Genomic DNA, 21693 nt, shown 5'->3' with positions numbered 1-21693 from the left:
GTCGCCGGGACCATGACTTCTTCGGCGGCGCGGGTGCCCGAGGCGATGGCTCCGCGCACCGAGCCGGGAGCGTCGACGTCTGTCGCCTCGCCCGCGAAGAACAGCCGCTTGCCGACGGGTCGCGCCAAGGCGGAGCGGGTATCGGACAGCACACCGACCGGGGTGAAGCTGACGGCGCCGAGAGAGTACGGGTCCGTTGTCCAGGTGCTGCGCACGCTCCCTGCCGCGGCGGGAACCCCGGGCGGAGGCTCCGGCTCACGCGTGCGGGTGGGGGTGGGCGTGGGCGCAGGTTCGGGGGTACAGGAGACGAGCAGCACCGAAGCGACACCGGCTCCGGCGCCGAGGAGCAGAGTGCGGCGCGTGATCCTCATCGTGACGCCACCCTATCCCGCCTCATCGGGTTCCGCCTGCCGACTCCGCGTCGGGTGCGGCAGGCGGCGCGTGGACAACTCCTCAAGAACAGTGCGCCGAGAGCCGGAGAACCGGCCGGACCGCGGGGGTCCGGCCGGTCCTGAGGAGTTGTTCACACTCAGACGGCGAGCAGCTCCCGCTCCAGACGGGCGAACGACGACTCCATGCCGTCCACCATGCCGGTGGCGAGGATCATGTCGCGCGTCTCCTTGTCGGGGTACTCGATGAGCAGAGTGACGAGGGTCGCGCCGTCCTCCTCATACAGGTTCAGATCGTTGAGGGTCTCGGTCGGCAGGCCCTGCATCCGCTCGGTGGTCACTGCGCGGCGCGGAGCATCGATCAGGAGCGCCTCCCCCTCGAATCCGAACGGCTGCCCCTCGGTGTCGCCGACCGGCGCCCACGAGTTCCGGTACGACTGGCCGACCTCGGTGGCGGCGACGCACTCCGTCATCTCCCACCCGTCGGGTCCGAGCATCCACTTGCGGATGAGCTCGGGCTCGAAGTGCGCGCGCCACACCAGCTCGCGCGGCCCATCGACCAGGCGGGTGATGCGCACGTGCGTGTCGTCGAGCAGCTCCAGTCGCGTGCCCTTGCCCTGCGCGTAGTCGCGGAGATCCTGCAGCACGGTGTCGAGCTGCGCCATCGCCATCTTGATCCCCTCGACCTGGCCCATCTCGACGACCTGCTCGAGGGCGTCGACCGAGTCGAAGTGGCTCGTGGTGGTCATACGGGTGCCGTCGGCGGTGGACTCGAAGGCGAAGGTCATCCGCTGGGCGGGGAAGCCGTCGAGCGGCGTGCCGTTCTCGTCGACGAACGAGTCGATGACCTCGAATGCGTTCGGCGCATCGATCGAGATGAACTCCCACGACCCGGACGACTTCTCCCCGCGCGGACCGTTCATCGAGTACTGCGCACGACCGCCGACGGTGTGGTCCCACGCGGTGAAGGTGGCCGGCCATCCGGGAGGGCCCCAGAAGCGCTCGAGCTGCCGCGGGTCGGAGTAGGCGCTCCACACCCTCTCGATGGGGGCGGCGAAGTCGGCGACCACGGTCATGGTCAGGTTGTCGGCATCGGTGATGACGTCGGTGACAGGCATGTTCAGTCTCCTTGTTCGGTGTTCGTGCTGTCGCTGTTGTCGGACGAGTTGGACCGAGGAGTCTCGGCCAGCAGATCGTCGAGCCGGGCGATGCGCGACCGCCACAGCTCTTCGTATCGGGCGAGGAGCGCCCTGGCGCGGGCGATCATCTGGGGGTTCGCGCGGACGAGCCGCTCGCGTCCCTCGGCGCGCTTGACGATGAGGTTCGCGGCTTCGAGCACGGCGACGTGCTTCTGCACCGCGGCGAACGACATCTCGTATTCGGAGGCGAGGGTCGAGACCGACTGCTCCCGCTCGATCGTCCGGCGCAGGATGTCGCGCCGGGTCGACGTCGCCAGTGCGTGGAAGACACGGTCGACCTCCGCTTCGCTCAGTTCTCTTTGTGCAACCATTTGGTTGTACGTTATGCCTGTGCGGCGGGTGTGTCAAGGAGTATTTGTCGGGAACGCGTTCCCGTTGCATTTAGGCACTTTTCGTTGCACTGGCCTGTGTTGTCGCTGCACTGAATGCAGCGAAACACCGACGCGGGTCCGAGCAGTGCGCTGTGTCAGCGGAAGCATCAGCACGAGGCACGCAGCGTTGCGGGCCCGATGGGAGGCATCCAGGTGCGACCGGTCGACATCGCAAAGCAGATCACAACCCGGCGCCGTTCGGCTCGCACCGAACTGCACTGGATACCGCGTATGAACGACGACCACGCCGGGGGCCATCAGCACTATGCCTCCGCCGACAGAAGTCTCGGCGAACGGGACTGGGCTGCGATCGATCCGATTCAGGTACGCACGTCAAAGGGCGTTCGGCACTACTTCACGGGCGCGCTTTACTTCTGGCAGCGCTCGCGCACTCATGTGTGGTGTGAGTCGCAGGAGGAGCGCTGGGAAGTGCTGTGGCTGGACTACGGCGGCCTGGTAGACCGATTGTGGTCACAGCCGATGGCGGTCGCGTTCGGGCACGGTTCGAGCTTGTCCGGGCATTCGCACGTGCCTGACCTCTTGGCGCAGTTCACCGATGGCAGCTACGGGTTGCTCGACGTTCGTCCGGCTGAGCTCGTCGACGAGCGAGCACGCCTGCAGTTCGACGAGACGGCGAAGGTCTGCGCCGCACTCGGGTGGCAGTATCGCGTGCTGACCGGGCACAACCCCCTCGCGACGCGGAACCTCGACTGCATATCGGCATCTCGTCACGACCGTTGCAGGCCGACGGCACAGGCGGAGACGCTGATTGTGGATGCGGCGCGCGGAGGCAGAACGCGTGGGGAACTGTGTCGGATCGTCTCGCCGGAGTGCCCACCACTTGCGTGCGCTTGGGTCGACAACCTCGCGTGGCGAGGGCTGCTCGACCTCGATCTCTCAGCGACGTTCAGCAGCGACACCGTTTACACGACCTCGGAGCGTGTCCGGGAAGGAGCGTTGGCGAATGCATGACGATCACAAGCTTCGGCTAGGCGATGCCGTCGAGATCGACGGTGAGACCTGGGTATGGGAGGGAGTGCGCCGCGGCACCGAGGCGAAGCTTCGGCGCGATGGATCCGCCGACGACTGGCTAGTCCTATCGGTCCCGGAGTTGCTCTCGCACGCCGGGACCGCGCGGCGCAACACCGACCTGCCATTGCGGCCGCGCGAAGGCGCCTGGCCAAGTGACGTACGTGACATGGAGAAGCATCTGCTTGAGGCCTTTCGAGGAGTCCCTATGGATGCAACCGCCACCAGCCCACGGCCGCCTTATGACCCAGCATCGACGAGTCAGGAACAGCGGATCGCTTCGAAGACCGCCGAGTTAGCGGGCACGTCGCTCGCGCGATCTCGGCGCACCCTTTACAACCTGTGGAGCGCGTACCAGACTCACGGTGCCGCCGGCATTGACGCTCGAATGCACCGCAAGAGCAAGAAGCGGCTAGCCATTGCGAAGGCCGACCCGAGGCTCGTTGCCGTCATCGATCGCGCACTCGACGATCGCAGGGATATGCCGACCAGCACTCGACGCCACTGCGCGTTGCTGGTGCGCCGAACGTTGGAAAGCATGTACCCCGGCGATGCTGTCTGCACCATCAAGGACGGCACCTTGCAGGGCTACGTAAATGAACGCGACGCCGGACGATACAGCTTTGCCAAGGCCACCACCCGACGCACAGCGGCTAACAGCCCCGATCGCGCGTTCTTCTCTGGAAACGCGTCTCGTCTCGGCGCGGTTTGCGAGATCGACTCGACCAAGCTCGACGTGCAGGTTTGGGACGATAAGGGCAACGTGTTCCGCCCCACGGCAACGGTGCTGTTCGACGTCGCGAGTCGAGTTCCCCTCGCGTGGGCCATTCACGCAGACGCGCCGAACGGTTTCGATCATGCCCTGCTTCTGGCGCGCGCGATCGTCGGACGCCGCGCGATTCCGGGCTCCTCCGCAGCCGTACTATCGGGATCCGCGATGCTCCCGGTCGAGCTGATGAAACGGGTCAACCCCTATCTCGACGATGACTCGCTGGCGGTCCCGTGGATCTTTCCCCACGCGATCACCGTAGATGGCGGCGCTGACTACCGCTCCGCAACCTTCGAGGCAGCCTGCCGCGCGTTCGGCATCACCCTTGTACTCGCACCACCCAACACGCCAACGGTGAAGCCGCATGTTGAACGCAACTTCGGCACCGCGTCGACGAGCTTCGCGACATGGTTGGCCGGCTCGACGGGCAACTCGGTAGCCAATCGTGGCAAGCGCGACGCACCGACGCTCACCCTCGACTCCGTGCGCCTCGCGTTTGAGACTTGGATTACGACGGTCTACCTCAACACTCAACACGGCGGACTGAGATCGCCCCTGTTCCCTGGACGGGAGTGGACGCCGAACCAGATGTACGCGGCGCTGTTCGAGGTAGGACCGGGCGTTCAATTGCCGTTCCGCGCCGAGGACTTCTTCGCACTGCTACCGACCAAACCCCGCGTCATCAGCAACGAAGGCATCGCGTTTCAGAACCGCACCTACGACTCGCAACTGCTCGCCGATCTCCGGGGGCGCTCGATGACCGGGACAGCCTCGCCTGGGTCGAGAAGTGCCCGCAAGGTCGACATCAGTTACGACCCGTACAACCTCAACGCCGTCTGGGTACGTCACCCAGAAACCAACGAGTGGATCGAGTGCTGGGATACGGCGCTCGATGATCGATCGGCGTGGATGGCGGCGGAGACCGCGGTGAAGCTGGTTGAGCGGTTCGGGGATGGCGACGGCGGTGAGACTCCGAAGACTGCAGAGTTCTTGGACTCTGTTGAGCGGCGGGCGCGCAGCGACAAACGCGCCCGCTCTAGACAACTCCGAGATCAACGCGTCCCGGCTATGGCAGGCGACACCATTGAAGGATCTGCCGAGTCAACGCCGATCAAACTGCGAGAGTGGGCCGCTCCGGTCGACGTAGACGACATCGACTGGAACTCGTCGGCATACGACATCGTCACGATCAAGGACATCCGCTCGTGATCGTCGAGCCACTCATCTTGGATCACGACCGCAAGACCACCCTGCCCGGCCTACGAGAGGCCTTTAGCTCGCTCCCACCGCCTCCGCCGGCCCTCTCGTTCGCTGACTACGCTGCCCTGCCCACTGACGATCGCTCAGCGTATGACCAGGCACGGGATGACTTTCTGCGACTGACGCTGCGGGTGCCGACCCCCGAGCAAGACCTCAGCGCCGGCATCCTCGCCAAGCTCATCAGTTCCAATCCCCGCCGCAAGAACTCCCGCCGGGGACTCATGATCTCGGCCCCGATGTTCTACGGAAAGACCGAACTTGCCCTGCTTCTGGCTCGTTCCGTCGAGTATGAACACGCCAGGCGATACCCGGAGTACGCCGACAACGGCGAAGTTCCCGTGGTCTGGGTCGAGATGACCGACCACGCGACCGGTAAGGCCCTGCTCGCGCAGATCATCCGATTCGTCACGCCGACCATCGCGCTGCCGACGCGCATCACCACAGACGAACTCCGGCACCGCGCCGTTGATCTGTTGCGCCTCCACCGCACGAAGCTTCTCGTGATCGATGAGGCTCACAATCTCGGGGGCAGCGAGCCCTCCAGCATCATCAAGGCGTTGCAGAACGAGTCGTCAGCGACGGTGGCCTTGGTCGGCATCAGCCTCGCCAGCGGAACGGCTTTCGGTAAGGGCGACGGTCTGCAGGTCACGATGCGATGCGACATGGTGGAGCTGCGTCGGGCTGACGAGACCGATGCCGGGCGCGCTTTATGGGACCGCTGGGTCACAACATTCGATCGCAATCTCCCTCTCTGCGAACACGCTCCTGGCACCCTGACGCGGAATGCCCGGGCTTTGCAGAAGGCCGCCGACGGGCGTCTCGCAGTACTCGCTCTGATCGTTGAACGGCTGGTCGCTTCAATTCTCGACGACCACCGCCGGCGCGACGAGCAGGTCACCCGCCACCGGCTCTTCACCGTGCTCGACGGCCTGCGCCACACGACACCGGTTCGGCACCCGATCACGATCGAAGACTTGGTTGAGGCGGCGTGACTGACACTCGGGCATGGGCGATCCGGCCGAAGTGGTACCGACTGGAGACACCACGCTCGTACGCACAGCGTCAGTGCCAAGCTACGGGGGTCCCGTTCGAGGACGTGGAGCGAGGGCTCACCTCCGAGAAGCAGCGATACATATACCGGGTGTGGAAGGACGAGGGTGCGGCCGCCGCAATCGTCGAGGCGGCCGCCGGACGGCCCCAGGGCCACTACCTTCGCCTGCGCGATATCGCACAACCGAACCCCTCCTTGACCTATCCCCAGCGCTTCCTTTGCCGCCTCTGCTCGGCTCGCGATCAGGTGGAGCAGATCCCGCACGATCGCGAGAACTGGTGCCTTCGACATCCGGGGCAGATGGTCTGGGTGGGTCCAGGTACGACCACTGAGACACAGCAGATCGTGTCTCATGACAGAGCCCTATTTAAAGCCGAGCGCAGGTTTCGCCGCCTCGTGACCCGCGGCCACGTCAGCCCGCGCTTGCACGCTCGGGCATGGGAGATGGTGCGTGACAACGCGTGGCTGACGCGACCCGAGGGGTGGAACGCAGCACTATCGCTCTGCGCAGACGACCGGGAGGTCCGCGGCCGCGCGGCGCTCTACGCGGAGACCATCACTGTGCTCGAGGTGATTTCCGACGCGAAACGAGTCCAGCGGCTGGCCGCGTGCTCGTCGGTCGACCTCCGCCATGCGATCAGGAGCGCTCTGGCCTCTGTCGACGGACCGATCGAGGTTCTCGTGGAGCGGATTGTGCTGTGGCTACGCCCCCTACGCCGTGAAGTATGCGCGACCCGCATCGAATACCTCGATGTCCCGTTGGAGGTCGTCGACACCTCGGCAATCATCGACGTATCTGCCCCCTACCCTTTGTGGATTCAGCGATCTCCGCAGGCGATCGCTGAATGGGACTGGACACGCAACGCTGGCGACCGCGACCCTTGGGGGCAACAAGGGACGTCCGTGAAGGCGTGCTGGGTTTGCGATCGCGGCCACCGCTGGGAGACATCGCCGTACGTGCGGTCGGTCGCGGGGTGTCGATACTGCGCCGGACAAGCGGCGTGGCCCGGTCAGACTGACCTCCGTACCGAGTATCCCAAGCTCGCGGCGGAGTGGGACCGAACTCCAGGAGCGAATGCGGGTGACCCGGACGGGGTCGGCGCGAGGTCGAATCGTCGCATCCGGTGGGTGTGCGGACAGGGGCACCGATGGCAGGCGAGCATCGCCAACCGCACCCGAAACGGCTCGGGCTGCCCCTTCTGCGCGCGCAACCGGGCGAGTCCAGGTGAGTCGGACTTGGCGACCGTTATGCCGGATCTTGCGGCCGAATGGGACTACGAGCGGAACGGCGAGTCGTCGCCTTCGTTCGTCGGTGCAAAGTCTGCGAAGAAGGTGTGGTGGGTTGGTCAGTGTGGACACGGCTGGCAGGCAGCGATCAACAATCGCTCGTCGGGCCAGGGCTGTCCGTTCTGCAGCCGCAAGCGCGCCTTGGCGGGTGTCACCGATTTGGCCACGGTCCGCCCCGATCTCGCGGCGGAATGGGACGCCTCGAACGAGTTGAAGCCACAGGAAGTACTTCCCCACTCAGGCAGAAGGGTTGCCTGGCAGTGCGCGGCTGGGCATCGCTGGGAAGCCGCGGTATATAGCCGTTCGGCCGGTCGGGGGTGCCCGCACTGCTCTGGTCGCTATAGAAGGCCGAAGTAGGCGGAAGGCACGGGACAGCTACGCGGACCGTCGCGACTACTCCGCCTCTGCCTCGGCGTCCGACTCTTCGCTCCCCGGGGCAATGTATGAGGCGTGGAGGTCGTCGAGCGCGGCGAGGAGGTGTTCAGGAGCGTCGCTCGGGTTATCGAAGAGCGCGTCGGCAATTCGCTGCAACTCTGCGGCCGCCTCGGCGAGCGTGTAAAGGCGATCAGATCCGTCTGACGGGTCATCGGTGGGCATCAGTGCTCCCTTCACAGGACTGGCAATCGAGACACGGCTGTCGATGCACGGGCGCGCGGTCAACCGCGGCTGGAGGTCGCACCACCCGTGCAGGCTGGTGGTCAACGATCCCGACCAACAGCTTCGAAGAGATACCGGTAGGCGTCTTCATCCAGCAGTCCGGTGAGGTAGGCGTACTCGACAGCGTCAAAGCTGTTGGGCCGCGCTTCCCAGTCATCGGCCAAACCCGTCGTGCGGTACGTCGGCTCGAACTGCCATTTCGACAGCGTCGCGACGAGTTCGTCTTGCGACATCTCACCATTGCGGGCGCTCTGGACGAGATCCATCGCCGTCGGATGCTCACTCACGACCTCACCTTTCGCTCAGACCCCCACGTCAACCTGATCAACTCGTCTCGACGCAGGCTGGGCTAGTGCGAGGCTGCCAGGTCGCACGACTTCACCCGCGCCGGCGGTGAAGCTGATCGCGCCGGTCCGACACCAGTAGAGAAGCAGCCAGTCACGCAGTAGTTGGAGGTGCGCCTCTTGGTCACCGCGTGACCGTTCCTTATCCGCGATGACGGTCAGCCAGTCGTGGGGCTCGAACATCGCATCTAGCAGTTCGGCAGGTGTTGGGCCCTGCGAATGCTCATCCCACCAGTCCCGCGCCGCCTCGTATGCATGCTGTGCGGTCGATAAACCATTGGGCTCGGAGACGATTGCAATTAGTGCCTCGAGAAAGGGATCGCGCGCGGCCATCTGGAAGCCGCGCACGTCGACAAGATCGAATCCCATGGGCAAGAGAATGCCATACCGATTAGGCCTACTTGGGGAGGCCTCGCGGCAAGCCTGAGAGGGTGCGCATTGATCCGGACCCGAGCTCCAACTGGAGCGCGTACGTCCGTGAGATAGGAACGAACATTCAGCGTCAGCGGCTCGCCCGTGGTTACAGCCAAGACCGCGTCGCATACGAAGCAAACCTGAGTAGGTACACGTTTCAGAAGCTCGAGAAGGGCGAGTCCCGTCCGGACACGGCGGCCAACCCGCGACTGATGACACTGCTTGCGATTTCGCAGGTGCTGGGCGTGGAGCTCTCGGCCCTTCTTCCTTCGCATCCGCCAGATCTGACCGCGCGGTAGCCGGCATAGCGGCGATCTCACCGAAGCGGCCGACGCCCTAGAGGGAATGATGTTCATCACACTTTCGCTAGGGAGGTAAGGCTGCATTGCGTGCACAGAACTGTCAGTGCACACCTTGACAGTGGAGCGACCATCCACCTATTGGGACAGTTGATGGTCGAGTCGGTCGAGGAGCGCCTCGAGGGATACCTCGAACTCTTCGTGGCTTCGGTCTTCGCTAAGCAGCTCCCGGAGTCGCTCGACTTCGGGAGCGTCGTCGAGCGTGACGTTGCCGTCGCGGCCGGGGAGGTCGGCGTCGCCTTCGTCGAGTGGTTCTTCCACCGGTCCTGTCTGTGCGCCGCGGATGGCGGACTCGAGGAGCAGTTGGCCGAGCAGGAAGCTGCTGAATGATCGGTAGGCGTCGACGGCTTGATCGTCGGTGAAGCCTTGCTCGATGAGGGCGCTGAGGAACGTGTTCACGACTTCGACGCTTCGCAAAGGCGGGCGCAGCCATGGCGCTGCCGGGTGTCGCGTGGCGACCAAGGGGAACGCCAGAGGGTGTTCGGTCGCGATGCTGCGCACTCCGTGCGCAACAGCCTGCAGGAACGGCTGCCAGTGCTCGCCGGACTCCTTCTTGAGGGTCGCGGTGAGGTCGGTCATCAGAAGTGCGACGACGCCCTCGAGGAGATCTTCTCGTCCGTGAACGTGGCGATAAAGCGACATGGCTTCGACGTTGAGTCGCTGGCCGAGGGATCTCATCGACAGTCCCTGCGCTCCGACGCTGTCGATCATCTCCAGCGCGCTTCGGATGATCAGCTCGCGGCTGAGCTTGGGTGCAGCAGGGCTGTTCGAGCTTTTACTCACAAGTGCCTCCGCTGTCAATCCTCTCTCGGAAATACCCAAATGGCCCCACGCTTACGGTGTAAACATTACTTGCAGTGGCCGTACGTGCGGTCGAGCTTTCGGCATCTGCCACCGCGCTCAATACTCAAGGAAAGGCAGACATGTCAGCAAACCGCGATGACAGTTCCGTCAATCGCCGGGACGTTCCGGTCAGATCGGACCGGTCCGACACGGCCGCCTATTCGGTGGCTGGTGGCGTTAGCACCCGTGATGAGGTTCTGGAGCGGGAGAAGGCGCGCTACGGCGGGATGAAGTTCGGGTCCGCGTTCTTCGGGTGGCTGACTGCCACCGGAACGGCCGTCATCCTCACCGCGGTCCTCGCGGCCACCGGCACCGCGGTCGGACTGGGCAGCGAGGTCAACCCAACGAGGCGGCAGAAGCCGTGTCAGAGAACGCGGGCACCGTCGGAGTCGTGGGCGCCATCGTGCTGGCTGTCATTCTGCTCGTCGCTTACCTCTGCGGCGGGTATGTGGCCGGCCGGATGGCGCGATTCGACGGCGTGAAGCAGGGCGTCGCGGTCTGGTTGTGGGCGCTCATCATCGCCGTGGTACTTGCGGTTCTGACGGCCGTGGCGGGAGCGCAGTTCAACATCCTCGGCACATTGAACAGCTTCCCCCGGATTCCCATCAACGAAGGCGAACTCACCGCCGGGAGCATCATCACCGTCATCGTCGCAGCGGTCATCGCCCTTGCCGGAGCGGTCCTGGGCGGGGCCGCGGGAATGCGGTACCACCGTCGCGTCGACAAGGCCGGCCTCGGCCGCTGATCCACCCCACCCCTCACGTCCCGGGCGCCCGTCCTGGGAGGAAAGAGAACCATCACCATGATTGACACCAACAGAATCAACGACCTCATCGGCGCTGACGTGTTCGGCAGCGACGACGACAAGATCGGATCCGTCGGACAGGTATACCTGGACGACAAGACGCAGGAAGCCACCTGGGTCACCATCAAGACCGGGCTGTTCGGCACGTCCGAAACGTTCGCTCCACTCCAGGACGCGTCGTTCGACGGCGACCGGGTGCGGGTCTCCTACCCGAAGGACATGGTCAAGGACGCGCCCCGGATCTCCAGCGACGGGTCCATCACTCGCGAAGAAGAAGCGGCGCTGTACCACTACTACGGCAACGGCACACCTGAACCGGCCGCACCGCTGTACGACCAGGACGCCGACAGCTCGGGACGGACCGACCGCGACGACGCGGCCGAAGGCTACGACACTTCCGGGCCGAACACCGACGATGCGATGACCCGCTCCGAGGAGCAGTTGCACGTCGGCACGGAGAAGGTCGAGACCGGCCGTGCCCGTCTGCGCAAGCACATCGTCACCGAACAGGTCACCAAGACCGTCCCGGTCAGCCATGAAGAGATCACCGTCACCCGCGAACCCATCACCGACGCCAACCTCGGCGACGCGATGAGCGGCGGGGAGCTCACCTCGGAGGAGCACGAAGTGGTCCTCACCGGGGAGCGAGTCGTCACCAGCAAGGAAACCGTTCCCGTCGAGCGAGTGCGCCTGGGCACCGAGACGGTGACCGAGCAGCAGCAGGTGACCGCAGATGTGTCTCACGAAGAGATCGAACTCGTCGACCCTGACGTCGACTCGGATCCTTCGAGGTAGACGCCCACAGTCGTGCCGGTCAGTTTCAGAGCGGGCTCCTGACCGGCACGACCCCACCCATCTGAGCCCGCCGCCTCAACCGAAAATCACCTGACAACCCTCGAGCCCACTCGGTGTGCGTCACCAAACCATCTGAAAGAGAGTCACCATCATGAATTTCCTCCAAGCACTGCAAGACGCCCTCGCGGTCGTCATCGCCTTCGTCCCGCTCGCCCTGCTGTTCCTGCTGATCCTCATCGTCGGCCTCATCGTCGCGAAGCTCATCTCCAAGGGCCTGGAAAAGCTCCTCGAAAAGGTGGGCTTCGACCGACTCGTCGAACGCGGCGGCATCAAGAAGGCGCTCGCGCAGTCGAAGCTCGACGCATCCGACATCGTCGGGAAGATCGTCTACTACACCCTCGTACTGTTCGTCCTGCAGTTCGCGTTCGGGGTCTTCGGCCCCAACCCGGTCAGTGACCTGCTCGAAGGCATCATCGGATTCCTGCCGAAGATCATCGTCGCGATCATCATCGTCGTCATCGCCGCAGCCATCGCCGCCGGCGCGAAGGGACTCATCCAGAACACCCTGGGCGGACTTTCCTACGGCAAGATCCTCGGCAACATCGTCGCGATCTTCATCCTGTTCCTCGGCGTCACCGCCGCGCTGAACCAGATCGAGGTCGCCACGACCGTCACCACGCCGATCCTCATCGCCGTGCTCGCGATCATCGCCGGCGTCATCATCGTCGGTGCCGGTGGCGGACTGATCAAGCCGATGCAGCAGCGCTGGGAAGCGATGCTCACCAAGGCCGAGGAAGAAGCGCCGAAGATCCAGCAGGAAGCCAAGAACGCGCCCAGCGTCACTGAGCAGGCCAAGCAGGCGAAGGAGCAGGTGCAGAACGCCACCCGCAACCAGCCGCAGCGCCCGCCGCTGCCGCCTCGCCGCTGATCCACCTGCACCCACCCGGGTGCGCTGGCCTCGCCTTGAGCGGGGCCAGCGCACCCGTCACGCTTGAGAGGAACCCCATGATTCGCACGCTGATCCGCTTTCTCCCCATCATCTTCCCCCTGGCCGTGAAGTTCTTCCGATCCCGGAAGGCGAATAGGCCCGGCCCGCAGAATCCCCGGCGATGATCTCTTCCGACGACGACAGCACTGCCGCCGCGGTGGTGCGGCACGAAGAGATCCTGCACGTCGCCACAGAAACAATTGCCCTCGAGACGGTGCGCATCGAGAAGTACATCATCACGGAGCGGCGAACTTTCACCGCCGATGTCCGACGCGAAGAGATCCGCATCACCCGCACCCCTGTCATCGATCCGGATGAGTTCCGCTCCCGCATGGACACCGACCCGGCCCCGCCCATCACGATGGTCCTCCACGAAGAGCAACTCGCCATCACCACGGCCATCGTCCCCGTGGAAACCGTCACGATCCGGGTGACCTCCGTCCCCAGCGAGCACCGTATTGACGACGCCCTTCGGCGGGAGGAGGTTGACATCGACGAGCACGCCACCACCGGCGGGCACCAGCCGAACCCCGCTGTCACATAACCGAAGGACGAACGCCATGCCAGACACCGTCATCTTCGACGTCGACGGAACACTCGTCGACAGCAACTACCAGCACACCCTCGCCTGGTACCGGGCGCTACGCCGAAGCAACATCACGGTGCCGATCTGGCGCATCCACCGAACCATCGGTATGGGTGGCGACAAGCTCATCACCGAGCTCGCCGGCCCCGACGCCGAAAAGGCCCACGGAGATGAGGTACGAGGCTCATGGGATGAAGAGTTTCAATTGCTGATAGACGAGATCCAACCCCTTCCGGGCGCGCACGAGCTGCTCGCCGAGGTGAAGCGACGAGGATTCCAGATCGTGCTGGCAAGCTCCGGAAAAGCAGCCCACGTCGAGCACAGCCTGGAACTGATCGGCGCACGGGAACTCGCTGACGCGTGGACCACTTCCGATGACGTCTCCGACAGCAAACCCGCACCCGAACTCGTCGAAACAGCGCTGCAGAAAGTCTCCCGGTCCTCCGCCATCATGGTCGGAGACGCCACCTGGGATGTCATCGCAGCCGTGAAACTCGGCGTGCCCACTATCGCCCTGCTCACCGGTGGCTCCTCACGCGCGGAGCTCATCGACGCGGGCTCGATTGCCGTATTCGACTCACCCCAAGACTTGCTCGATCACCTTGACATCACTCCGCTCGCGCACCCCTCAGACGAGACAGGACGCAACGCCGCGCACTGACGTGCGCCCTTTGCCGCGGACAGCGCGGACATCCACCGCGAGCTCAGGGTTCTAGCGAGCGTGTCATCCCAAGGCGGACAGCTGGTCCGACGACGCCGGCCCCGCCGGACGGTGAGCGCGGGCGGTGAGATAGATGCGGTGCGCGGTAATGACGATGGCGAGCCACGCGGCACCGAGCAGCCAGCCGGCGAGCACGTCGGTGAACCAGTGGTGACCGAGGTATACGCGGCTGAGCCCCACCACGACGGCGAACACCACGCCTCCCGTGATCGTGAGCACGCGGGTTCGGCGGGAGTGCTGCCGCAGCAGGATGAGGTAGACGATGATCCCGACCACGACGACGGCGTTAAGGGTATGACCGCTCGGGAACGACGGCGAGTACTCGTACGGCGGCACGGCGTCGACCAGCGGAGGACGCTCGCGCCCGATGAGCTCTTTGCCGGCGACCGTCATCAGCAGCGAGCCTGCGGCAGCGACCGTGATGAGGATGACGGGCGTCCACGAACGTCGACGGATGCCGAGGATGAGCATCGCGCTGATGGCGATGATCGGCATCCCGATCGTTCCCGCCGCATCGGTGATCGCGGTGATGACGGCATCCGTCGTCGGATTCCTGAACTGCAGAGACAGATCCAGGAGCGGGCGGTCGAGCCCCGCGACGCCGTCTTCGTCAGTGACCGCGTCGTAGACCTCGACGGCGACGACGCTTAACCCGAAGGCGATCGCGAGCCCGACCGCGAGGCTGATGAGCAGCGCCGCGTACGGACCGAGCTTCTCGGCGAGCCAGCAAGCGGATGCCGCGAGTGCCGCTCCGAAGCGGGTGGGCCAGTGCGTCAGATCATCGTCGCCGATGCGGCGGTCTTGGGCAAGCTCGCCGGCGGTGCCATAACCCCGCGCGACAGCGTCATCTTCTGGTGGCGTGAGAATCGGGGTCACGTCGACCATTCTGAGTCATCGAATATTTTGACCTCGGACTCCAGGAGAGGTGCATCGGAGCGCGGGGGCGGTAAGCGATCCCGGTGGGATTGTTTTCGCTCTGTACGGTGTCGACCGCGGAGCGCGCTACCCGGTTCGGGGAGGAGGCTGAGTCCGTGAGCGCTGTTCGCGGCCCGCATGAGCTCCTCTATCCAATCGCGATTGATGCGTGGTTCGCGGCTGCCGTGGAAGTGGAACTGTAGCGGCACCGCGGGGTGGATCCACAGTGCGCGGCGCGCAGCTACCTCACCGGTATCAAGGTCCAGCATGAATGGTTCACTACGCCGCAGCTTGTTCATCGCAACGATCCGCAGGTGCGCGAGGATCCGGTCTTCTAAGGGGATGCTGGGCATGGTGCCGTAGATGAACAGACCCAAACTCTTCTCTCTTCCTCCGTTTCTCGTCAGCGTATCCGTGTCGCGACTGGGCGCGTTCTGCGGCGGTGATCGACGGCCACGCGTGGCTATCGGATGTGGAGGGCCGCGGGCTGGACCGTGACGGTGAATGAGTCGGTGTCGCCGATCTGCTCGCCGTCGATTTCAAAGGGGCGCGGGCCGGGGAGGGTCACTTCAAGTTTTCGGGCACGGGCGTGGGTGACGGTATCGGTGCTGGTGGTCTCATCAGTACTGCTGATGAGGCGTTTGAGTCCGTTGTCCCACAGCATCGTCTTCAGTGTTCCCGCCCATTGCGCGACGCCTTCTGCGCTGAGCAGCAGGTAGTCCAGTTCACCGTCGGACGGGTCCGCGTCGGGAAGCAGGGTGAACCCGCCTTGGAGCGTGCCGCAGTTGGCGATGAGGAGAGTATGCCCTTCTTCGTCGCGGGCGGGCTGGTCATCGACGGTGATGTGGAAGGGGACGACATCGCTGGCGGCGAAAGCACGACCGAGGGATTCGACGTAAGCGAGCCAGCCGGCTTTGTCTTTGAGGTCATCGTCGGTCTCGGCGATCATGTGCGCGTCGATCCCGAATCCCACCATCACCACGAACCCGTGACGCTCTTTGCCGTCGGTCAGGTCCACGTCCACCCAGCCCATGTCCACGTCACGCGGGGTGCCGGTGAGGGCTCGAGTGAAGGCGGCGGGAATGTCGTTCAAGGGGACGTCGAGGTTTCGGGCGAGGAGGTTCCCGGTGCCCAGCGGGACGATGCCCAGTTCGATGGGCGACTGGATGTCGGCGAGGTGCTCGGCGACAGCACGGACGGTGCCGTCGCCACCGGCGACGACGATGAGGTCGGGGCCTGATTCGACGGCGCGGCGGGTGGCGTCTCCGCCGGGATCGCTTTCGGTGGTCTCCCACCAGGACACGTCGGGAGTGGTGTCCTCCTGAAGGGACACGGTGAGCCCTTCGCTGAGGGTGTCTTTGTCCGTCTTGGACGGGTTCCAGACGATGGCGAGTCGACGGGTCATGGGTGGGTCCTTTCGTGGGAACGGCGCAAGCCGGCCGCGCCTCGGGCTGGCGTGCGACCGGCTTGCGTGTTCCGAGTGCCTATTCGGCGTGCTCGTCTTCTTCGGGTTCGAAGGTGGACGCGGTGCCGGTGTGGCCGGCCGCGATGCCGCCGGGGTGGTTGGGGATCGTTCCGTCGCCCCCGAGCCCGACCGGTTTGGTGGTGCCGTCGGAGTCGTTTGTGGGGGTCTCCGCCTCGGGACCTTCCACGGAGGTGTCCTCTGACAGCGGCTTGTCGTTCTCGGTCATCGTGAGATCTTTCTGGACGTTAATATTCTCGAGGGGAAGGTGGGGAGGACCCGCGGGGGGCACGTTCCTCCCCACCCGGCTAGTTACTTGAGTTCGTCCTTGACGTTCTCAGCAGCCTTCTTGACCTTCGCCTCTGCCTGGTCGGCGGCGCCTTCGGCGGCGAGCTTGTCGTTGTCGGTGGCGTTGCCCAGCTTTTCCTTGGCCTTGCCGGTGAGGTCCTGCGCGGCGTTCTTGATCTTGTCGTCGAGTCCCATATCGGGTTCCCTTCCCTTGTGGTGGTGCACCGCGTGTGCGGGGCGTGTGTGGTGGTCAGTCGTCGTCGGAGTTGATGACGGCGTCTTCGGCGGCATCCATCGCCGCCTGGCCCTCTTCAGGCGATTCGGATCCCGCTGATGCTGCGGAATCGTCATCTACCGAGGTGTAGTCCTCGTCATCGCCCTGCGTGGAGCGGTCTATGCGCGAATCGTTCATGTGGTCTCCTGTCAGTTGTTGTGGTGATGAGCGGGTTTGCGTGCACGCCGGATCAGCCCGAAGGGTTTTCGAGCGGGCGACCTTCGTCGTCCGTGGTCTCGGGGAGAGGCTCGCGAGGCGTGTTGGAGTCCTGTTCCTCGCCGGCATCGTCGGCGGGCTTCGGGTCGTGCTTTTGGCTCGACATGCTCAGCTCCGGTGGGTGAGGCGGTGCAGGAGCCCGGCAACAGGACGTTGCTGTTCGCCCTGTTGTGCGCCGAGCACGATGAGAACACCGGTGAGGGCGGGGAGAACCCACTGCACGACACGCTGTTGGCGTTGCGCGGAGGTCAGCTCCGGCGACGCTACCTCGTCAGCTTCGGTGACGCCCTCGCCGCCCTCGTCAGCATGCTTGGCGATCTTGGTGCCGAGGATCCCGGCGTACAGGGTGGCAGCGGCAGCGGCAGCGGTGAGAGCGAACTTCACTTTCGTGTTCGTGCGGGATCCCGGCTGAGCGGCCAACCGTGACTTGTTCCCAAGGATGAGGCCGGCCCCGCCGATGCCGTGCGCGATGATCGCGGCCAGTTGGACGGGCGCCCACTTGGCCCACCCGATGGAGGACAGTCGCAGGCGCTCTGCGGGATCGGTGGCTTTCGCGGTGCCGCCGTTGAGGCCGACGGCGCCCATCAGGGTGCCTCCGAACCATGCGGCCAGCCCCACGTCGTGCAGGGATCGAACAAGAGTGTTGCGACCGGTCATGGTGCGGTTCCTATCGGTGAGTGTGAGCTGTGAGCGAGGTGCGTTTAGGACTTGGCTTTACGGCCGACGAAGAAGCCGTAGATGAGGAGGACGATGAGCGATCCGCCGATGGCGAGGAGCCAGGTCTGCAGGGAGAAGAACTCCTCCAAGGGGGCGTTGAACAGCACGCTTCCCAGCCATCCGCCCAGGAGGGCGCCGACGACGCCGAGGAGGAGGGTGATGAACCAGCCGCCGCCCTGTTTGCCGGGGAGGATGAGTTTGGCGATGGCGCCGGCGATAAGGCCGAGGAGGAGAAATCCGAGGAATCCCATGGGGTTGTTCTTTCTGTGCGGGTTTGCGACGGGTCAGTCGCGGCGGGCGAGGGTGGCGAGGATGGCGATCAGGCCGGCGAGGGAGACCGCGCCGATGGTGAGCACGCGTGCCGGGTTGTCGGTGTAGGCGGTGCGCAGCTTGTCCAGCCCGTCGTTGATGAGGATGCGGGCCTTGTCGACGGTGTCGGTCACGATGTGGCCGAGGTCATCGGTCTTGTCCTTCGCGGCGTTCGAGGTGTTATCGATGGCGTCGCGTACGGTGTCGGCGGCGTGGTCGACGGTGTGGTCGGTGTCTGAGGCCATGAGGGTTCCGTTCCGGCTACTTGGCGATGGCGCGGGTCAGCTTGCGGCTGCCGGCCTTGGTGGTCTTGCGCGCGGAGCGCACGCCCTGCGTGTTCCACGCCTTCTTCGCGTTCTTCTTGATGGAGCGGTACCGGCCACGGCCGGCGCGAGCGCCGAGCGTGTAGGCGCCGAACGCGATGGCGGCGACGAACAGGATGCGGAGGTAGGTCATGTCGATCCTTTACGGGCGGTCAGGAAAGACGGCGCTGGTCGTGCGCGAGCTTGGCGCGCAGGCCGGAGTGCACGGAGATGTACGTCTGGACGTTCTTTCCGGTCAACGTCGCCAGGTTGGAGACGAGTTGGTCCACGTCTGCGACCACCTGGGATGGGGAGGTGTTCTGCCGCGGTGTCACGCTGACGTGCATGACCGGGGTCTTGCGGATGTCGTTGGCGGTGACTGAGGAGAACAGGATCTCGTCGCGCTGGTCCAGGGAGTTCTTGAGAGCGTCGGAGACGAACGATTCCTGCACGGTGACGCGTCCAAGTGGATTCTGCGCTCCTGTGGAGCGCAGAACCGTGTGGGAGCGTCCACCGCCGACTCGGGTGAGCGCGACGATGAGGAGGATGACGAGGAACAGGATCAGCACGATGGCGGCCACAGCGATCCAGCTGATGGTGGTCGCTCCGACTGTTGTGGTGGCAATCGCGTTGTCCAGCCATCCCTGCCCGGCCTCGGTTGCTCCGGTCCAGTATTCTGCGCCAGCGGGCCACACGATGATGGCGACCAGAACGGTGCCGATGGCCAGGAACAGGATGCCGACGATGAACAGAACGATCCTGTTCAAGGCACGGTTGGTGCGGTTCATTGCTCGTCCTCGTTTTGTTTCGGGCGCTCCACGCGCACGCGGGTCTTCACCTTGGGTGTGAGCTGGTAGCTGTCCACCTCGGTGGCCGCGAGCTGCTGGATCGGGTCTTTGTCGAGGGGCACGCCGACGGCGGGGCGCACGGTGACATCGACGGTGCGGTGCGAGACACCGACGGTGATGTCCTCGCGGGCGATGCCGGTCTCGTCACTCAGATGCTGGGCGACAGATGCGGCGATCACGCCGTTGTCCACGAGCACAGCACGGTTCTCGTGCTGCATCTGGTGTTTGGACAGCCGCCCGGGGGCTAGGGCGAGGAAGACGAAGATGACGCCGAGCACGGCGATCACGACCCCGAAGACGGCGACGAGCCATCCGGGCTGCGCGGTCGGCAACCCGATGAGCCACGTCGCCGCGGCCGCGGGCCCCAGCAGCAGCGCGGGCTGTGCGAGCAGGAACAGCACGATCTCGGTACCGATGTAGATCAGCACGACCAGCAGCAGCACGACCGCGATGATCATCGCGACGGTGCGGGGCGAGTGGGTTTCGCGCCGCAGGACGCGGCGGAAGGCGGGGGAGCTCATTTCACTCTCTTCTTCTGCTCGGCGATGACGGCACCCGTGATGGTGATGTTCACCCGGGTGACCTCACGTCCGGTGACGTGCGCGATGCGGTCCCGGAGTTGCTCCTGCGCGGTCTGCACACGCTCCAGGACCGGGGCGCCGGCACGAATGGCGGCTGTGTCGTCCAGGTGTGGGATCGGGAGGGGTGTGCGGATCGTCAGGGCTATTCCGCCCCGCGCTTCCGACACCCCCACCGATACGTCACCGCGATCCACCCGAAGGGTGGTGGCAGTCGCTTCCTCAGCGACCTTCACGAGCACGCGCTCTTTGATGGTGATGCGGCCAGGGTAAGGCGAGGCGTCGTGCGACGCCCCGGCGGCGACCCGCGTGAGGTCGCCGCCGGCCTGGCCGGCTCCAGCCGCACTCATCACGAGGTGCGCCGGCCGGAGAACGCGTTCGCGAGGCCGCGCACGTCGAGCTTGCCCGACATGATCCGACCGACGAGCGCGCCGATTCCCATGAACAGGGCAACGAGGAGGAATCCCCAGAACCCGAACAGCAGGATCGAGACGGCGAGGATGACGCCCATCAGGGCGCCGGTGACGGTCGGGCTCATGAGACGCGCGACTCTTCCTCGTCCTTGTCGTCCGACGGCAGGTGCACGTCGTTGACCTCGACGTTGACCTCGACGACCTCGAGACCGACCAGCTGGCTGATCGCACCGCTGACCGCGGCGCGGACGTTGGAAGCGACTTCCTGGACCGGCATCGGATACTCCACGACGATGGTAATGTCGGCGGCAGCCTGGGTCTCGCCGACCTCGACCTTGACGCCCTGGGACTTGTCATCGGCGTTCACCACACTGCGGATCGCACCCATCGCACGGGCGCCACCGCCACCGAGCGCGTACACGCCGGGAACCTCACGGGCAGCGATGCCGGCAACCTTGGCGACCACGCCGTCGGCGATGGTCGTCTTGCCGGCAGCGGTGTCGTCCGCGGTGGGACGGGCCGGGGTGGTGCGGTCCACGCGCGAGCCGCCGAGAGCGGGCGTGGGAGCACCGGGGGTGGTGGGGGTCTGGTCTTCGGTAGCCATTGCAGTCCTTCTAACGGTTGGAACGGGAGAACGCAACCACCTTCAGGCGTCGCGTTCAGGGCGATATGTTCGCTCTACAAGTAAGAGTCCTGTTCCGGCAGGTTCGTCACAAAATAGTTTGAGAAAGTTTTCAGACCCATGACCTCACCACGGAGACAGGGCCTGGCAGCTGCACCGGATGAGATCCTCGTAGAACGTGCAGCCCAGGGCGACGCGGCCGCATTCGAAGCCCTGATCCGCAGGCACTCGCCGCTCATGCGCGCGTACGTCAGCCGCATCGTGGGGTCCCTCAGCGAAGCCGACGACGTCGTGCAAGAGTCTCTGTACACCGCGTGGCGGCGCCTGCCCGAACTGCGTGACCCGAAGGCGGTGAAAGCCTGGCTGATGCAGATCGCCAGCAGGCAGGCGTTCAAACACCTCCGCCGCCGCCCACCCGAAGACCCGCTCCCCCTCCTGGAAGCCGCCCACCCATCCGATACGCAACCGGAGAACGTCGCGATCCGAAACGCCCAACTCCAAGCACTGGCCACTGCGCTGGACACCCTCCCCCCGGACCTCCGACAAGCCTGGCTGCTGCGGGAGATCGCTGAACTCAGCTACGACGACATCGCCAAACAACTCAACATCCCCCGCACAACCATCCGCGGGAAACTATCCCGAGCACGCGCGTCGATCTACGCGCAGATGGAGGAATGGCGGTGACTGACACGACACCCCGCACGCTGGACTGCGGAAAGACCATCGAGGAGCTCAGCGACTACCTCTCCGCTGACCGCATCCCCTACAACCCATCCATCGAGACCTGCCCGGAATGCCTCAACGCCCTTCAGGCACTGAGCGGCGTCTCGCAGCTCAGCCGAGACCTGCTCGCCCAAGACGCGGCGACCCTTCCCGCGCCAC

The 21693-nt window shown here is 65.0% G+C and carries 32 protein-coding genes and 1 pseudogene; 12 read left to right on the top strand and 21 right to left on the bottom strand.

Annotated elements, in window-relative coordinates; translation table 11 throughout:
- The 3 genes from DSP71_RS02520 to DSP71_RS02510 form a co-directional block, all read right to left on the bottom strand.
- Positions 1 to 371 (bottom strand): FAD-dependent oxidoreductase (locus DSP71_RS02520; protein ID WP_181800641.1); only part of this gene is annotated, 371 nt, incomplete at its 3' end.
- Between the two features lie 158 nt (positions 372 to 529).
- Positions 530 to 1507 carry an SRPBCC family protein gene (locus DSP71_RS02515; RefSeq protein WP_113680290.1) on the bottom strand — a complete coding sequence of 326 codons (978 nt, stop codon included), beginning with the start codon at positions 1505 to 1507 and terminating at the stop codon, positions 530 to 532.
- Between the two features lie 2 nt (positions 1508 to 1509).
- On the bottom strand, positions 1510 to 1899 hold the full coding sequence (locus tag DSP71_RS02510; RefSeq protein WP_113680289.1) for a helix-turn-helix domain-containing protein: 390 nt from the start codon (positions 1897 to 1899) through the stop codon (positions 1510 to 1512).
- 291 nt (positions 1900 to 2190) lie between these two features.
- Here DSP71_RS02510 and DSP71_RS21855 point away from each other — a divergent pair, with 291 nt between their 5' ends.
- The 4 genes from DSP71_RS21855 (at position 2191) to DSP71_RS02495 (ending at position 7712) form a co-directional block, all read left to right on the top strand.
- Positions 2191 to 2931, top strand: coding sequence for a hypothetical protein (locus DSP71_RS21855; protein ID WP_179516280.1), 741 nt, complete (start codon positions 2191 to 2193; stop codon positions 2929 to 2931).
- Positions 2924 to 4966 carry a Mu transposase C-terminal domain-containing protein gene (locus DSP71_RS02505; RefSeq protein WP_179516279.1) on the top strand — a complete coding sequence of 681 codons (2043 nt, stop codon included), beginning with the start codon at positions 2924 to 2926 and terminating at the stop codon, positions 4964 to 4966. Before DSP71_RS21855 ends, DSP71_RS02505 begins: the two co-directional genes overlap by 8 nt.
- Complete coding sequence (locus DSP71_RS02500; protein WP_179516278.1) at positions 4963 to 6009, top strand: TniB family NTP-binding protein; 1047 nt, start codon at positions 4963 to 4965, stop codon at positions 6007 to 6009. The genes DSP71_RS02505 and DSP71_RS02500 overlap by 4 nt, the downstream gene beginning before the upstream one ends.
- A gap of 149 nt (positions 6010 to 6158) precedes the next feature.
- Positions 6159 to 7712: a zinc-ribbon domain-containing protein gene (locus DSP71_RS02495; RefSeq protein WP_147251165.1), complete on the top strand. Its 1554-nt coding sequence runs from the start codon at positions 6159 to 6161 to the stop codon at positions 7710 to 7712.
- Positions 7713 to 7748: 36 nt separating this feature from the next.
- Here the strand turns inward: DSP71_RS02495 and DSP71_RS02490 are convergent, their stop codons facing one another.
- The 3 genes from DSP71_RS02490 to DSP71_RS02480 form a co-directional block, all read right to left on the bottom strand.
- Complete coding sequence (locus DSP71_RS02490; RefSeq protein ID WP_113680285.1) at positions 7749 to 7952, bottom strand: hypothetical protein; 204 nt, start codon at positions 7950 to 7952, stop codon at positions 7749 to 7751.
- A gap of 101 nt (positions 7953 to 8053) precedes the next feature.
- The gene (locus DSP71_RS02485; protein ID WP_147251164.1) at positions 8054 to 8299 is read right to left on the bottom strand and encodes a hypothetical protein; all 246 of its coding nucleotides are present in this window, start codon (positions 8297 to 8299) and stop codon (positions 8054 to 8056) included.
- Positions 8300 to 8314: 15 nt separating this feature from the next.
- A complete protein-coding gene (locus tag DSP71_RS02480) occupies positions 8315 to 8725 on the bottom strand; it encodes a hypothetical protein (protein ID WP_147251163.1) in 411 nt (136 codons plus the stop codon).
- A gap of 62 nt (positions 8726 to 8787) precedes the next feature.
- On the opposite strand from DSP71_RS02480, the gene DSP71_RS02475 reads away from it, so the two are divergent.
- Positions 8788 to 9069, top strand: a complete 282-nt coding sequence (locus DSP71_RS02475; protein ID WP_220151065.1) for a helix-turn-helix domain-containing protein — start codon at positions 8788 to 8790, stop codon at positions 9067 to 9069.
- Positions 9070 to 9207: 138 nt separating this feature from the next.
- Here DSP71_RS02475 and DSP71_RS02470 read toward each other — a convergent pair whose 3' ends face one another.
- Positions 9208 to 9912 carry a TetR/AcrR family transcriptional regulator C-terminal domain-containing protein gene (locus DSP71_RS02470; protein WP_113680282.1) on the bottom strand — a complete coding sequence of 235 codons (705 nt, stop codon included), beginning with the start codon at positions 9910 to 9912 and terminating at the stop codon, positions 9208 to 9210.
- Positions 9913 to 10333: 421 nt separating this feature from the next.
- Here DSP71_RS02470 and DSP71_RS02465 point away from each other — a divergent pair, with 421 nt between their 5' ends.
- The 5 genes from DSP71_RS02465 to DSP71_RS02445 all read left to right on the top strand — a co-directional run bounded on the left by DSP71_RS02465 (position 10334) and on the right by DSP71_RS02445 (position 13807).
- Positions 10334 to 10717 (top strand): hypothetical protein, encoded by a 384-nt coding sequence (locus DSP71_RS02465; RefSeq protein ID WP_179516277.1) that lies wholly within the window; start codon positions 10334 to 10336, stop codon positions 10715 to 10717.
- 57 nt (positions 10718 to 10774) lie between these two features.
- On the top strand, positions 10775 to 11572 hold the full coding sequence (locus DSP71_RS02460) for a DUF2382 domain-containing protein (RefSeq protein WP_113680281.1): 798 nt from the start codon (positions 10775 to 10777) through the stop codon (positions 11570 to 11572).
- A 151-nt stretch (positions 11573 to 11723) separates the two neighbouring features.
- On the top strand, positions 11724 to 12500 hold the full coding sequence (locus tag DSP71_RS02455) for a mechanosensitive ion channel family protein (protein ID WP_113680280.1): 777 nt from the start codon (positions 11724 to 11726) through the stop codon (positions 12498 to 12500).
- Between the two features lie 181 nt (positions 12501 to 12681).
- Positions 12682 to 13104, top strand: coding sequence for a YsnF/AvaK domain-containing protein (locus DSP71_RS02450; protein ID WP_113680279.1), 423 nt, complete (start codon positions 12682 to 12684; stop codon positions 13102 to 13104).
- Complete coding sequence (locus DSP71_RS02445; RefSeq protein ID WP_258546222.1) at positions 13046 to 13807, top strand: HAD family hydrolase; 762 nt, start codon at positions 13046 to 13048, stop codon at positions 13805 to 13807. The genes DSP71_RS02450 and DSP71_RS02445 overlap by 59 nt, the downstream gene beginning before the upstream one ends.
- A gap of 63 nt (positions 13808 to 13870) precedes the next feature.
- Here the strand turns inward: DSP71_RS02445 and DSP71_RS02440 are convergent, their stop codons facing one another.
- The 14 genes from DSP71_RS02440 to DSP71_RS02375 form a co-directional block, all read right to left on the bottom strand.
- Complete coding sequence (locus DSP71_RS02440; RefSeq protein ID WP_308208619.1) at positions 13871 to 14743, bottom strand: phosphatase PAP2 family protein; 873 nt, start codon at positions 14741 to 14743, stop codon at positions 13871 to 13873.
- A gap of 502 nt (positions 14744 to 15245) precedes the next feature.
- Positions 15246 to 16187: a diacylglycerol kinase family protein gene (locus DSP71_RS02430; protein WP_113680276.1), complete on the bottom strand. Its 942-nt coding sequence runs from the start codon at positions 16185 to 16187 to the stop codon at positions 15246 to 15248.
- 79 nt (positions 16188 to 16266) lie between these two features.
- On the bottom strand, positions 16267 to 16473 hold the full coding sequence (locus tag DSP71_RS02425) for a hypothetical protein (protein ID WP_113680275.1): 207 nt from the start codon (positions 16471 to 16473) through the stop codon (positions 16267 to 16269).
- Positions 16474 to 16556: 83 nt separating this feature from the next.
- Entirely contained in the window at positions 16557 to 16727 is a 171-nt protein-coding gene (locus tag DSP71_RS02420) for a CsbD family protein (protein ID WP_113680274.1), read from the bottom strand.
- A gap of 55 nt (positions 16728 to 16782) precedes the next feature.
- Positions 16783 to 16944 carry a hypothetical protein gene (locus DSP71_RS21850; protein ID WP_179516276.1) on the bottom strand — a complete coding sequence of 54 codons (162 nt, stop codon included), beginning with the start codon at positions 16942 to 16944 and terminating at the stop codon, positions 16783 to 16785.
- 186 nt (positions 16945 to 17130) lie between these two features.
- Complete coding sequence (locus DSP71_RS02415) at positions 17131 to 17679, bottom strand: hypothetical protein (RefSeq protein ID WP_113680273.1); 549 nt, start codon at positions 17677 to 17679, stop codon at positions 17131 to 17133.
- A gap of 44 nt (positions 17680 to 17723) precedes the next feature.
- A complete protein-coding gene (locus DSP71_RS02410; RefSeq protein ID WP_061015498.1) occupies positions 17724 to 17990 on the bottom strand; it encodes a GlsB/YeaQ/YmgE family stress response membrane protein in 267 nt (88 codons plus the stop codon).
- Positions 17991 to 18023: 33 nt separating this feature from the next.
- Positions 18024 to 18293 carry a hypothetical protein gene (locus DSP71_RS02405; RefSeq protein WP_113680272.1) on the bottom strand — a complete coding sequence of 90 codons (270 nt, stop codon included), beginning with the start codon at positions 18291 to 18293 and terminating at the stop codon, positions 18024 to 18026.
- 16 nt (positions 18294 to 18309) lie between these two features.
- Positions 18310 to 18504 (bottom strand): hypothetical protein, encoded by a 195-nt coding sequence (locus DSP71_RS02400; protein ID WP_113680271.1) that lies wholly within the window; start codon positions 18502 to 18504, stop codon positions 18310 to 18312.
- Between the two features lie 19 nt (positions 18505 to 18523).
- On the bottom strand, positions 18524 to 19138 hold the full coding sequence (locus tag DSP71_RS02395) for a hypothetical protein (protein ID WP_113680270.1): 615 nt from the start codon (positions 19136 to 19138) through the stop codon (positions 18524 to 18526).
- Positions 19135 to 19719, bottom strand: coding sequence for a DUF6286 domain-containing protein (locus tag DSP71_RS02390; protein ID WP_113680269.1), 585 nt, complete (start codon positions 19717 to 19719; stop codon positions 19135 to 19137). The genes DSP71_RS02395 and DSP71_RS02390 overlap by 4 nt, the downstream gene beginning before the upstream one ends.
- Positions 19716 to 20126 (bottom strand): hypothetical protein, encoded by a 411-nt coding sequence (locus tag DSP71_RS02385; protein WP_113680268.1) that lies wholly within the window; start codon positions 20124 to 20126, stop codon positions 19716 to 19718. The genes DSP71_RS02390 and DSP71_RS02385 overlap by 4 nt, the downstream gene beginning before the upstream one ends.
- On the bottom strand, positions 20126 to 20314 hold the full coding sequence (locus DSP71_RS02380) for a DUF2273 domain-containing protein (protein WP_061015492.1): 189 nt from the start codon (positions 20312 to 20314) through the stop codon (positions 20126 to 20128). Before DSP71_RS02380 ends, DSP71_RS02385 begins: the two co-directional genes overlap by 1 nt.
- Positions 20311 to 20793 carry an Asp23/Gls24 family envelope stress response protein gene (locus DSP71_RS02375; RefSeq protein ID WP_113680267.1) on the bottom strand — a complete coding sequence of 161 codons (483 nt, stop codon included), beginning with the start codon at positions 20791 to 20793 and terminating at the stop codon, positions 20311 to 20313. The genes DSP71_RS02380 and DSP71_RS02375 overlap by 4 nt, the downstream gene beginning before the upstream one ends.
- Positions 20794 to 20931: 138 nt before the next feature.
- Here DSP71_RS02375 and DSP71_RS02370 point away from each other — a divergent pair, with 138 nt between their 5' ends.
- Together DSP71_RS02370 and DSP71_RS21845 are read left to right on the top strand one after the other, a co-directional pair.
- A complete protein-coding gene (locus tag DSP71_RS02370) occupies positions 20932 to 21495 on the top strand; it encodes an RNA polymerase sigma factor (protein ID WP_113680266.1) in 564 nt (187 codons plus the stop codon).
- A pseudogene (locus DSP71_RS21845) lies at positions 21492 to 21693 on the top strand (hypothetical protein); the annotation flags it as partial. The gene DSP71_RS02370 and the pseudogene DSP71_RS21845, both read left to right, overlap by 4 nt.

The sequence above is a fragment of the Microbacterium sp. H6 genome (genome assembly GCF_003314775.1).
Classification (GTDB): domain Bacteria; phylum Actinomycetota; class Actinomycetes; order Actinomycetales; family Microbacteriaceae; genus Microbacterium; species Microbacterium oxydans.
The sequence above is the reverse complement of the archived record's forward strand: the minus strand, read 5'-3'. Positions and strand labels throughout refer to the sequence as shown.

Bases quoted from the DNA above. Each gene is read 5' to 3' on its own strand.
- DSP71_RS02515 (WP_113680290.1), bottom strand. From the start codon at position 1,507: ATGCCTGTCACCGACGTCATCACCGATGCCGACAACCTGACCATGACC.
- DSP71_RS02510 (WP_113680289.1), bottom strand. From the start codon at position 1,899: ATGGTTGCACAAAGAGAACTGAGCGAAGCGGAGGTCGACCGTGTCTTC.
- DSP71_RS21855 (WP_179516280.1), top strand. From the start codon at position 2,191: ATGAACGACGACCACGCCGGGGGCCATCAGCACTATGCCTCCGCCGAC.
- DSP71_RS02505 (WP_179516279.1), top strand. From the start codon at position 2,924: ATGCATGACGATCACAAGCTTCGGCTAGGCGATGCCGTCGAGATCGAC.
- DSP71_RS02490 (WP_113680285.1), bottom strand. From the start codon at position 7,952: ATGCCCACCGATGACCCGTCAGACGGATCTGATCGCCTTTACACGCTC.
- DSP71_RS02480 (WP_147251163.1), bottom strand. From the start codon at position 8,725: ATGGGATTCGATCTTGTCGACGTGCGCGGCTTCCAGATGGCCGCGCGC.
- DSP71_RS02460 (WP_113680281.1), top strand. From the start codon at position 10,775: ATGATTGACACCAACAGAATCAACGACCTCATCGGCGCTGACGTGTTC.
- DSP71_RS02455 (WP_113680280.1), top strand. From the start codon at position 11,724: ATGAATTTCCTCCAAGCACTGCAAGACGCCCTCGCGGTCGTCATCGCC.
- DSP71_RS02450 (WP_113680279.1), top strand. From the start codon at position 12,682: ATGATCTCTTCCGACGACGACAGCACTGCCGCCGCGGTGGTGCGGCAC.
- DSP71_RS02430 (WP_113680276.1), bottom strand. From the start codon at position 16,187: ATGACCCGTCGACTCGCCATCGTCTGGAACCCGTCCAAGACGGACAAA.
- DSP71_RS02425 (WP_113680275.1), bottom strand. From the start codon at position 16,473: ATGACCGAGAACGACAAGCCGCTGTCAGAGGACACCTCCGTGGAAGGT.
- DSP71_RS02420 (WP_113680274.1), bottom strand. From the start codon at position 16,727: ATGGGACTCGACGACAAGATCAAGAACGCCGCGCAGGACCTCACCGGC.
- DSP71_RS21850 (WP_179516276.1), bottom strand. From the start codon at position 16,944: ATGAACGATTCGCGCATAGACCGCTCCACGCAGGGCGATGACGAGGAC.
- DSP71_RS02415 (WP_113680273.1), bottom strand. From the start codon at position 17,679: ATGACCGGTCGCAACACTCTTGTTCGATCCCTGCACGACGTGGGGCTG.
- DSP71_RS02410 (WP_061015498.1), bottom strand. From the start codon at position 17,990: ATGGGATTCCTCGGATTTCTCCTCCTCGGCCTTATCGCCGGCGCCATC.
- DSP71_RS02405 (WP_113680272.1), bottom strand. From the start codon at position 18,293: ATGGCCTCAGACACCGACCACACCGTCGACCACGCCGCCGACACCGTA.
- DSP71_RS02400 (WP_113680271.1), bottom strand. From the start codon at position 18,504: ATGACCTACCTCCGCATCCTGTTCGTCGCCGCCATCGCGTTCGGCGCC.
- DSP71_RS02395 (WP_113680270.1), bottom strand. From the start codon at position 19,138: ATGAACCGCACCAACCGTGCCTTGAACAGGATCGTTCTGTTCATCGTC.
- DSP71_RS02390 (WP_113680269.1), bottom strand. From the start codon at position 19,719: ATGAGCTCCCCCGCCTTCCGCCGCGTCCTGCGGCGCGAAACCCACTCG.
- DSP71_RS02385 (WP_113680268.1), bottom strand. From the start codon at position 20,126: ATGAGTGCGGCTGGAGCCGGCCAGGCCGGCGGCGACCTCACGCGGGTC.
- DSP71_RS02380 (WP_061015492.1), bottom strand. From the start codon at position 20,314: ATGAGCCCGACCGTCACCGGCGCCCTGATGGGCGTCATCCTCGCCGTC.
- DSP71_RS02375 (WP_113680267.1), bottom strand. From the start codon at position 20,793: ATGGCTACCGAAGACCAGACCCCCACCACCCCCGGTGCTCCCACGCCC.
- DSP71_RS02370 (WP_113680266.1), top strand. From the start codon at position 20,932: ATGACCTCACCACGGAGACAGGGCCTGGCAGCTGCACCGGATGAGATC.